The organism is Aerococcus sp. 1KP-2016 (assembly GCF_002252085.1).
In the GTDB taxonomy this organism is placed as follows: domain Bacteria; phylum Bacillota; class Bacilli; order Lactobacillales; family Aerococcaceae; genus Aerococcus.
Genome location: NZ_NEEY01000001.1, coordinates 116652 through 126971 on the forward strand (window position 1 = coordinate 116652; position 10320 = coordinate 126971).

General features: G+C 36.8%; 10 protein-coding genes. 3 read left to right on the forward strand and 7 right to left on the reverse strand.

The features are described from left to right. Positions 1–163 precede the first annotated feature (163 nt). From B9P78_RS10620 to B9P78_RS00600, 3 genes are read right to left on the reverse strand one after another with little or no spacing between them, the layout of a single operon-like run. Positions 164–373, reverse strand: coding sequence for a SpaA isopeptide-forming pilin-related protein (locus B9P78_RS10620; protein WP_369824289.1), 210 nt, complete (start codon positions 371–373; stop codon positions 164–166). Continuing rightward, positions 367–1629, reverse strand: coding sequence for a vWA domain-containing protein (locus tag B9P78_RS00595; RefSeq protein WP_158520565.1), 1263 nt, complete (start codon positions 1627–1629; stop codon positions 367–369). The genes B9P78_RS10620 and B9P78_RS00595 overlap by 7 nt, the downstream gene beginning before the upstream one ends. Positions 1630–1649: 20 nt before the next feature. Continuing rightward, positions 1650–2885, reverse strand: a complete 1236-nt coding sequence (locus tag B9P78_RS00600; RefSeq protein WP_148138556.1) for a hypothetical protein — start codon at positions 2883–2885, stop codon at positions 1650–1652. A gap of 359 nt (positions 2886–3244) precedes the next feature. Here B9P78_RS00600 and B9P78_RS00605 point away from each other — a divergent pair, with 359 nt between their 5' ends. Further along, entirely contained in the window at positions 3245–4744 is a 1500-nt protein-coding gene (locus tag B9P78_RS00605; protein WP_158520566.1) for a helix-turn-helix domain-containing protein, read from the forward strand. Between the two features lie 95 nt (positions 4745–4839). On the opposite strand, the gene rplS is transcribed toward B9P78_RS00605, so the two are convergent. From rplS to B9P78_RS00620, 3 genes are all read right to left on the reverse strand, one after another. Next, positions 4840–5196, reverse strand: a complete 357-nt coding sequence (gene rplS, locus B9P78_RS00610; RefSeq protein WP_123780711.1) for a 50S ribosomal protein L19 — start codon at positions 5194–5196, stop codon at positions 4840–4842. A 165-nt stretch (positions 5197–5361) separates the two neighbouring features. Further along, positions 5362–5817, reverse strand: a complete 456-nt coding sequence (locus tag B9P78_RS00615; protein WP_094517666.1) for an HIT family protein — start codon at positions 5815–5817, stop codon at positions 5362–5364. A gap of 125 nt (positions 5818–5942) precedes the next feature. Then, positions 5943–6254 carry a MazG-like protein gene (locus tag B9P78_RS00620; RefSeq protein WP_094517667.1) on the reverse strand — a complete coding sequence of 104 codons (312 nt, stop codon included), beginning with the start codon at positions 6252–6254 and terminating at the stop codon, positions 5943–5945. A gap of 151 nt (positions 6255–6405) precedes the next feature. Between B9P78_RS00620 and B9P78_RS09905 the strand changes: the two genes are divergently transcribed. Both B9P78_RS09905 and B9P78_RS00625 read left to right on the forward strand, forming a co-directional pair. Beyond that, positions 6406–6558, forward strand: coding sequence for a hypothetical protein (locus B9P78_RS09905; RefSeq protein WP_233487624.1), 153 nt, complete (start codon positions 6406–6408; stop codon positions 6556–6558). Between the two features lie 284 nt (positions 6559–6842). Further along, positions 6843–7925: a pyruvate kinase gene (locus tag B9P78_RS00625; protein WP_233487625.1), complete on the forward strand. Its 1083-nt coding sequence runs from the start codon at positions 6843–6845 to the stop codon at positions 7923–7925. A gap of 324 nt (positions 7926–8249) precedes the next feature. On the opposite strand, the gene B9P78_RS00630 is transcribed toward B9P78_RS00625, so the two are convergent. Continuing rightward, the gene (locus B9P78_RS00630) at positions 8250–10025 is read right to left on the reverse strand and encodes a hypothetical protein (RefSeq protein ID WP_148138557.1); all 1776 of its coding nucleotides are present in this window, start codon (positions 10023–10025) and stop codon (positions 8250–8252) included. Positions 10026–10320 lie beyond the last annotated feature (295 nt).

Genomic DNA, 10320 nt, shown 5'->3' on the forward strand with positions numbered 1-10320 from the left:
TCTTTTCTCTACCCACTTTTTTTTTGATACAAACCTATACTTATACCTATAATTAACAAACCTACACTTAGAAATGGCAGTGTACCTAATCCACCTGTTTGCGGAAATGCATCTTGTTTTACATTCTTTACAATATACTGATTAGATGCATCCGGATCAGGTTCTAGACCCTGGCCATCAAAATCGATAACCAATTGATTATCTGCATTTTTTGAAATATCAAAGTTCCAAGTGTTTGATAGCGGTAGCTGTATCCAGATGGTGCTTGTTTTTCAGTAAGTCTGTAACGTCCAGTTGTCAAGTCTTTATATGAAAATAGTGCCCCACTACCTGAATTAACAACAATTTCTGTTTTTGACCCATCATCTACAATTTTTCAAGTGTAAATGATGCACCTACCAGGTCTCGTCCTTCTTCATCTACTTTTGTAAAAATAAAGTCAATAGGGTCTGGTTCTGGAATCATTACTTTAAATTCAACGATTTGATTTTTTTGATCATTTGTTAAAGTAACAGCTTTTGGATCATTTTCACCACTATACAAGGCATAATTTTCTGGCGGATCTGCAGGTACTTGATAAACGGGATCACCATACACCTCTAAGTGATTGGTTCCATTGACCATGTGATATAGCATAGGATCTTGGCTACCCACAAACACCCGGTTTTGATAATCTACCACTTCCCCATTTTGGTTGATGTAATTTCCATCTTTATCTACAAGCACATATTTGATACCAATGGTCCCATAAGTAACACTAAGTGACGGATTACCAATTTCATCTTTTTGAAGTTGTTGTGAAACCTTATTAACATCATCATAGTCAAGATGAATATCTATATTGGTATCATATGTTTGGTCAGTAAGCCATAAATCGTCTTTTAGTTGAACATATATTTTGTACTGTTTTGTTTCTTGCGTAATATCACCAACAATTGGGATATTTACTGAACGATTGGTACTGTTATAAGTACCATCACTAATATAGGAACCCGCACTATAAAACTCGTAATTATCTGAAATATAGTCTGTGAAACTAGCATTTGTACCGGCTAAATGAATTTTACCGGCAATTTCTTGTAACACTTTACTGATATCATTCAGATTTGTCACGCTGTTATATAAAGGTTGACCATTAACTGAACTAGAAATATTTGTCAGTGCTTGTGGTGCTGTACCAGAAACCTGAATTCCTAGCGTATAAATGATTGCACCAGCATTTTTTAAAGCCGTTGCTTGGGCACTACCATTCCAATTAGGATCACTAATCGCTTGCCCATTTGAACCTGGCGCCCCATCTGACATAAAAACAACATACAACGGACGACTTTGTTCGCTGCTCGACCGACTATCCCTAAAACTAATTGCCTTCTGCAAAGCAGCTGAATAATTTGTTCCTCCTAGTGCGAATGTACTATCTACATAGCTATTTAAGGTTGTAGCATTATCCGTAAAATTATGACTACCTGCAGTTGCTGATGCAACTTCCAAACTGTCATTCCCCCCAGCCATACTCCCATGACTAAAAGGTATAAAGGCAACACGATTTCCATATTCGTTCTGATTACCCAACAAGGTATTAATAAACTGTTTGCTGGCAGATTGCGCAGTACCTATCCGTGTATTCATGGATCCTGATGTATCCATGATTAAATAATATCTGAGCCTTGTTTTACTGGGTTACCGTGGACAGTTAAGTCAATCTTAGCAATACGATTTTTATAATCCACCCAAGTGGCAGTTTTACTAGCTGTAACTTGACCCGTATTTTCAAGATTAGGTGAAGTAGCGGGGATTATTTCGTCAACCGTATTGGGGGTAACTTGGATGTAAAATCTATGAGTCCTGTTTTGGGAAGTATTAGTAATAGTTACTGGTCCAACTGCAGAACCTGTAACCTTTACTGTATCACCAGCATTTGTTAGTGATACTGATCCTTGCCCACTAGCTGACCAATTTGAAGTAGATAAAGTATCGTTATCCAAAGTGATGGTATCACCTATCGCCAACTTGTACCGTCCATCTGAACTATTATTATACGTATCGTCTTGATCGACGCCCACTACATAAATAGAAAAATGATTTGTCTCAAAAGTGACAGCTTCTTCGGCCGTTTGCGTATCAAAAGTTTCCACATTTGATTCATTCTCATCAACATGATATACCGTAGCTTCAGTATCTGGTTTTATACTATCTAACCCATTAATATTGACGCTAACTGATCCATTTGGCTGGATTTCTTCTCCATTTTTATCGTAAATTGTTATATCAAATATAATAAAGGTATCATATGAAGGTTCTTCGCTTGACGAAATTTGATTAATCAGTTCATCCACTTTTGCTTTCGTAACTGAACGAACTTTTATGCTGGCATCTTTTGGCAAAACATCAGCTTTACCACTGACCTCAACCAAATTGCCTTCATATTCGTAACTTAGCTTAACGTCTACTGTATCCTTCTCATTACCACTTTCATCCGAAAGAATAGAAGATTCTTCTGAAGACACTTCATTTTCAACCGATTCAACTGACTCAACCTCACTATTAACTTCAGACGATGAAGATGACTCCACATTGGTACTCTGGTTATTACTTTCTGAGTTTGTTATTACAGAGTTTGAATTTTCAATTTCCGAATCAATTATGTTGGTATCAACTTGATTACTTGAAATTTCTTGACTGGATGATGACAAATCACCTACGAATTGACTACTAATTGTTTCTTGATCACTAACTATTTGCGCTTGATCAATATTGCTATCGAAAGCTTGTCCATTGCTAGTTTGTTCCTGAGCAAATACATTCTTTACTTCCGTGCTGAGCATAATAGGCAATGTGAGTTGCAATATAAGTAGAACGATTAAGAAAACATTTGTAATCTTCATTGGCTCACCACGTATCATTCTTACCAAGTTCTTTATCTTTTCCATTTTTTCTCTAAGATTCACCTCGCAATTCATAAACATTTTCACTAAAAGGATTATATATTAATTAAAGGTAAATATTGTGTTAAAAAAGAGTATGTTTGGAACACTTTGATAACAACGTGTAAATAGTGTAAAATTATTTTCAAATATCGATACACTAAAAAGTATATTTTCGTGTGATTTATCAATAATAGTTTTTTGATTTCCAATATTGACATTGAAAACATTAAACTTTTTATTTATAATCCAGTTAATTTTTCTTTTTTTTTTTTAGAAAGAACGAGTTATATGTAAACTTTGGAATGAGGACTTTTGGGATGGAAAATTTATTAACAACTACTGAACAAAGAAGATTTGATTTTTTAGAATTGCTAGTGCGTCAAGGTGGGTGGAGAAAAATTACTGAAATTGCTGAAGATTTAGGTGTATCTGAGCGGGTGTTGCGTAAGGATATTGCCTATTTTCAAGAGTTTTTTGATATGGTAAAAATTGATCAGTCATCTAGGGGAATTCGAATCATATTACCACACAATGTGGGCATGTTTTCTCTTTCAAAAAAATTTTTAGAGTACTCAGATTATTATCAAATGCTGGAGTATATATTTTTTTCAGGCAAGCAGTCAGTAGAAGAACTTGCTAATAATATATTCAAAAGTGTCTCAACAGTTTATCGTATGATAAAAATCATCAATCAAAAATTTAAACACTATGATATCTATATTTCAAGCAATCCTGTCGAAATTATCGGAAATGAAAAAAATATTCGCTCTTACTTTTATCAATATTTTACATCAAAATATAATCATAAAAATTTTCCATTTCAAGATTTAGATGATTCAGTCTTTATAGAATTATTACAACCATTAAGAGATCATTTTGATATTCTTTATGGATTTTCTGATTTTAATAATTTTAAAATTTCAACATATTTAGAACTAATTCGAACATCTGGTGGCCACACTGTCAAAATTACAAGTAGTAGATTGAATGAATTTTCATATCTAAAAGACCTTATAAGTAATACTGCATTAATTACTACACTAGAATCTACTTTTAAAACTAAATTTGACGAACAATTATGGTTACAGATTTATTACTCATTAATTGAATTCAATTTTTTATTTGACACTACTTGTTTAAGAGAAGATAAGTCTTTAAGTAAAAACACTTCATACCAATTTATCCAATTAATAACCGGTATCACAAATATTCAACGGACATTTCATTTGGAATTAATTAACACTAACGAACTCATCTTAGCTATTATGAACGCAATCAATTTAGTGAATTATCGTCCATTTACCATTTCTATTCTCTACGATAAAAATAAAAATTTCATTGAAGATGTTCAAAAAATTGCGCCCCAATTTGTAGATGCTATTAATCAATTATTGATAAAACATTTTAAAACATTCGACATGTTTCTTGATGAAACAGAAAAATATGTTGTTGTCTATGTAGTAATATCACAATGGAAAAATTTGATGCCACAATTATTAAAAGAAGCTTATCCTGTTACAATAGGTGTATTTAGTATACAATCTGATAATAGTGCTGAAATGATAAGTGACGTTCTCCGTTTACACTTACCACAAAGTGTCATTATTAGTCCTTGCCAGCTAATGAATCCTGATATCCATTTTCTTTTACAAAATAAAATGGATATTATCATAACTGATTTCCCTACTAAGGTTCAGAGTTCTAGATTGATTTATATTGAAAATATGCCCAACAAGCAAGATTTCGAAAATATATATTATGCATTCAATGAAGTCACCAGTGAACGAATAACCTCTGATAGAAAAACTATTGAATAAAGTTATATTTATTTATAAAAACACAAAAAAAAACACCCAGGAACTTGTATAAATACAAGACCTGGGTGTTAATTGTATAGCTACTGTAGTAGCGATTATTTTTGTTTACGACGACGTTCTGGGATACGTGCTGCCTTACCATGTAAGTCACGTAAGTAGAACAATTTCGCACGACGAACTTTACCTTGACGTAATACTTCAATTTTGGCTACACGTGGAGTGTGTACTGGGAAAGTACGTTCAACACCAACACCATTTGAAATTTTACGAACTGTATAAGTTTCGCTGATACCAGCACCACGACGTTGGATTACAACACCATCGAATAACTGGATACGTTCACGTTCACCTTCGACAACTTTCGCATGTACGCGGACAGTGTCACCAGGACGGAAGTCTGGGATATCAGTACGTAGTTGTTCAGCAGTGATTTGATCAATTAAATTACTCATTAAGATTCTCTCCTTCCAACAACACTCATATGACTATCTAGTCACAGCGGAATATCATAAAGTTAAGCGTTCAAAGAACACCTGAATAATTGTAGCACACAGAATCATTTTTGTAAACAATAAATTGATAGATTTTTGTAAAAAAGAATACTGCGCCTAGAAGGATTAAATGCCTAATTCTGCACGTAAGTCACTGGCAACTTTTTCATAGGCTTCGTCGCCAGCTAAATGTGTCACGCCAGGATTCATTGCGAATGGTTTGCCCCACTCTGCTTGGCCTTCATATTTTGGTACAAGATGGAAGTGTAAATGAGACCCACCATCGCCATAAGCACCGTAATTGATTTTGTCAGGATTGAACAATTTATGCAATGCTTTTGCCACTTGATTTACTTCCGCAAAATAGGCATTGCGTTCGTCATCCGTTAAATCTACCATCTCGCTGACGTGTTTTTTGTTTGCAACAATGACGCGACCTGGATGTGATTGTTCATTGAAAATAACCACGACAGAGTTTGGTAATTCGCCAACTAAGTAACCAAAATCACCGACATGTTTTTCATCCGGATGTGCTTGTGCTTGGCAATAGCCGCAGTCTGGGTCTAAATAATGATCTACCATAATATAAAAAACCTCCCCTATTTTAATACATTTATTTTAACACGGTTCCAAATATTTGAAAGCGCTTAATGACAAAAATTGCTAAATAAAAAAGACTGACCAACTGCCATTCTTCCAACTAAGAATTACTGCTTCATCGCATCTAGGCGGCCGTTCAAAAAATCGGCTACACATGCTTCAAAATCCAAGTCCATACGGTCTGCAAGTACTGCTAACCACCAGACTGTTTCCCCAATTTTCGCAGGCAACATATCCGCATCACTACTTGGCCATCTGCCTTCATGATCCATAGTCCAGCGGCCAACTAGTCCTGCATCCGTCAAGAATGCTAAGGCATCCTCTTCCACTGACCATTTAGACCCGTGGTGTTTTTCCTCTAAGGCGTGGTATAAATTTCTGATTTCCATTGATTTTTCGCTTACTTCTTGAATATCCATCTTGTCCTCCTCTAAATACTGACTACATTCAGTTTAGTACACGCCTGTAAATGCGAATACCGATAAGAATTTGTCATTAGACCAGATTGCCTTTATAATGAAAATAGATAAAGAAAACGTTTTCCAAAACACACAAAGGTGGTTAGACAGTATGACAAATGAACAGCCAAATCTCAATGAAATCTATCAGAATCTCTATGAACAGGTGACCCAACTTCGCGAAGCCGTCTACCAAGAAGGCCAAGACATCTACGACTCATGGCAACCAGACACCCTGCGCCTGATTTCAAAGCCGCAGCCCTGAACTTTGCCTACTACGTCGCCCTACGCCGACGCGACATCCGGGACCTCCAAGTCCAACTAGGCAACGTCGGCCTGTCCTCACTCGGACGCCTAGAAGGCCAAGTCCTCCCAACTCTTGACTTAGTCATTTATCAATTGGGAAAAAGTGCAGGCACTACGGACGAGTTGACGGCACCTGAGCTCTTGACCAAATCCCTACAAGGACAGGGCTCTACACTTGATCAGCTGACGTCCACCTTCTTTGGACCGAGTCCGCAAAACCGCTACTCGCGCATCATGGTAACCATGCCTCACGAAGCATCGACTGACCCCGAATTGGTGGAAAGCATGGTCCAAGATGGCATGAACGTTGCGCGCATTAACTGTGCCCACGATGATGCCAGTGTTTGGGGACAAATGGTCGATAATATCAAGGCCGCTAGTGCCAAGCATCAGCAAGATGTCAAAATCTTCACAGACATTGCTGGGCCGAAAGTCCGTATCCAGGCCATGTACACTACTTTACAGAATCCAAAACTTTTTGAAGGAGATTCCTTCTTTTTAACAAGTGAAACAACGCTACACGATTTTTATGGGGCGGAAATCGTCTTATCATGCCCGATTCCGGATATCATTCAGGACTTGCAGGTCGATGAGGCAGTGTCGCTGGATGACGGGAAAATTTTGGGCAAAGTGGCCAAGCACTATCCTGAGGGCGTGAAGATTAAAATTACGCAGATGGCTGTGAATGGGAAAAAGGTGAAAGCGACCAAGGGGATTAATTTCCCGGACCGCCAACTAAATATTCCTGTCTTAACGGATAAGGACATTGAGGACCTCGATTTTTCGATGGCCGCTGCGGACGTGATAGGCTTTTCATTTGTCCACGATGTCAATGACGTCAAGGAAATCAATCGCGTAATGGCAGAGAAGGAAGCTGCGAATCCTGACCAAGCTGGGAAATTGGCGACCATTAAATTGGAAACTGTGTCCGGATTTGAGAACCTCATCAACATTATCATTGAAGCCAACCGCTATCGTCCAACTGCAATCATGATTGCGCGCGGTGATTTGGCTGTCGAAGTCGGCTACCTCAGATTGTCCGTTGTCCAAGAAGAAATCCTATGGTTCTGTGAAGCAGCGCAAATTCCAGTGATCTGGGCAACCCAAGTCTTGGAATCACTAGTCCAATCGGGTGTGCCTTCACGAGCTGAAATTTCCGACGTTACGATGGGTTCCCGCGCCGAGTGTATCATGCTCAACAAAGGCGACCACATCCTCGAAGGGATTCACCTATTGCGCCAAATTCTGGAAGACATCGACGAACACCAATTTAAGAAAACACCGTTAATGAAACAACTCACCATCGCTAACTTTTCAAATGAATAAGTGGATATGAATAAAGTGGCTGGTACAAAAGTATAAAATCTTCGATTTTCGTCCTTCCTGTGTACGTTCCTTATAGCCGTGGGACCATTGAAAGCCAAGATCTTTCAATTTGAAATCGAGCCAAGGTCTCGATTTCATCCTTCTTCACGGCATAGGAACTACACTTTCAGTCCTTTAATCTTATATAAATAACAAAAGACGAGAACATTTCTTAATGAATTGTTCTCGTCTTTTTTATCGGCTTTTGTCCCAGTCACTTTCCTTTAAATAATACCTCCAATAAAAAAGTAGCGACTTTAAATTGCTACCCTTACATGTCATAATTTAGCTAGCTAATCCAAATAATTCTTTTTGAACCATCATCATTTCTACAATTTCTGATTCATCTGGTAACTCTCGTTTACTGAATTCTTCAGTAACCAAATCCAAAAATTCTTTATGTATATATTCTTTAGGTTCTCCACTAGCAAACATATCCTTTAATTTGCTTGCAAATTGTTTGTGTATAAATGTTTTCTCTAAAATTTGTTCAAATTCTTCTTGTGATAACGGTGTAACCATAACCGTTTCAATAAATTCTTCTTTAGCAATTTGCATCATCATTACACTGTCATCAACTTTGAATTCGTCAGCAATTGCTTTAGTAGCCGTAGCACCCATAGCCCCTCCAACAACTGTACCAATCGCAGTACCAACACCAGGAACAACTGAACCTAAGGCAGCACCTGCCATTGCACCTGCCACCATGCCACCACCTGAGACAACAGCATTTTTAATTAATTGTTCCACCGATATTCTACCTCGGAGGCAATCAACTAAATCAGGTCCAACAACAATTGCTGCCGTCATTAGGCCCATTGATCCTTTTGTCACCATTGAAGTTCTTTGATTATTCGTAAGTGTTTTACCAAGAATATTTTTTGCAAAAGATTCACCCGTTTTTTTACCAATTGCACTACCTGCAAATTGTGAGGACAACATGTACATAGTTCCACCAATTAATACCGGTTTAGCGGTTGCAATCATTGCTAATTTTAATGCATCTTGAGGTTCTTTCCCCTGACTCCTAGTATTACAATATACCCATACACCCGATACTAAACCAACAGGCATTGATGCTGTTGCGCCAGTAAGAAAATCTAAGCCAGCTGAATAAAACAATTTCTCCGCAAATGTGACATTTTTAGTAACAATATTACCATATTCATCTCTCACTTTAATTGTAGAATTCCTATCAAATATCGATTTTGTAGCAATCTGCGCTTGTTCATAAGTTAACGGGCTTTTCTTAACATATTTTGCAGCATTTGCAGGATTTGATTCATTTGGTACTTGACCATTTTTGATTCTTTTAGCCATTAATTTGACAACATCATCATATTGGTCTTTTGGAACTTCTAATGTCATCATTGAACCATCTGGATTTTTATAAATTGCTACTCCATTATCAAAAAATTGCCCGATTGTTTTTCCTGAAGTACGGCCAAATTTAGTTTGAATATTTTCATTATTTACGACCCTATCAGCACCATGTTTTTCATGACTAGCACCCAATTTTTGTGCATCTCTTAATTGTAACTTATCAAACACATCACCTGCTTGCTCACCTACATGTCCATGCCCCTGACCGGAACCAAATCGGTCATTAATTTGATTTTGACCAAGTTCAGTTTGTATAGGATTAAAATTTGCGAATGCACCAATATTTTTAACCTGATTATTCTTTTCTTGAATATCATTTTCCTTATTAAAAACAGCCTCTGACTTTTCCCAAGCTTCCGAAATTTCTTCAGTTGAAAAAGCAACTTGCTCAATATCTACTTCATTTGGTATAGAACTTGCTATTATTTGTTCAACTTGATGTGTCCATCCAACTTCAATTGCAATATCAAACACTGCCTGTAAGAATTCTGCCTCTGCTGGAGCAATTGAAATCATTCTTTTCGTCCCATCTGCATAAAAAACATATAACTTTCCTCTACTACTTTCCAAGATTAAATCAGTTTTATAGATATTAGCAAAAGGGAGATATTCAGCTTTTACATCTTTAATGTTTTTACTATTCTCATCCCTTATAGTAATTGGTTTTTTTACAATCACTTCTGTTGAAGTAACTAGGAAGCCGTATTCTTGAAAAAGCCCATCTTTGCCATCCGTTTGCGCATGAAAAAAAATAGGAATATTAAAATCTAAATCAAAATTTGTACTGCTGCCTGCACTAAAGAAAAATGCTCTATTATACGGTATATCATCAACATATCTAATAAGATCGTGATTTAAACTATTTCGAAGTATATTATGAAATTGAAAAGGATTTATCTCTGGAAAGCTCTTCTTCTTCCAGTCAGGATTTCAGCCCATTTTAGCTTTTCTCTTTTTTTCGACGATATCCTTC

What these genes read in the sequence shown, in the direction of transcription:
- B9P78_RS00595 (WP_158520565.1), bottom strand. Translation starts at nt 1,629, where the DNA reads ATGAATACACGGATAGGTACTGCGCAATCTGCCAGCAAACAGTTTATT.
- B9P78_RS00600 (WP_148138556.1), bottom strand. Translation starts at nt 2,885, where the DNA reads ATGAAGATTACAAATGTTTTCTTAATCGTTCTACTTATATTGCAACTC.
- B9P78_RS00605 (WP_158520566.1), top strand. Translation starts at nt 3,245, where the DNA reads ATGGAAAATTTATTAACAACTACTGAACAAAGAAGATTTGATTTTTTA.
- rplS (WP_123780711.1), bottom strand. Translation starts at nt 5,196, where the DNA reads ATGAGTAATTTAATTGATCAAATCACTGCTGAACAACTACGTACTGAT.
- B9P78_RS00615 (WP_094517666.1), bottom strand. Translation starts at nt 5,817, where the DNA reads ATGGTAGATCATTATTTAGACCCAGACTGCGGCTATTGCCAAGCACAA.
- B9P78_RS00620 (WP_094517667.1), bottom strand. Translation starts at nt 6,254, where the DNA reads ATGGATATTCAAGAAGTAAGCGAAAAATCAATGGAAATCAGAAATTTA.
- B9P78_RS09905 (WP_233487624.1), top strand. Translation starts at nt 6,406, where the DNA reads ATGACAAATGAACAGCCAAATCTCAATGAAATCTATCAGAATCTCTAT.
- B9P78_RS00625 (WP_233487625.1), top strand. Translation starts at nt 6,843, where the DNA reads ATGCCTCACGAAGCATCGACTGACCCCGAATTGGTGGAAAGCATGGTC.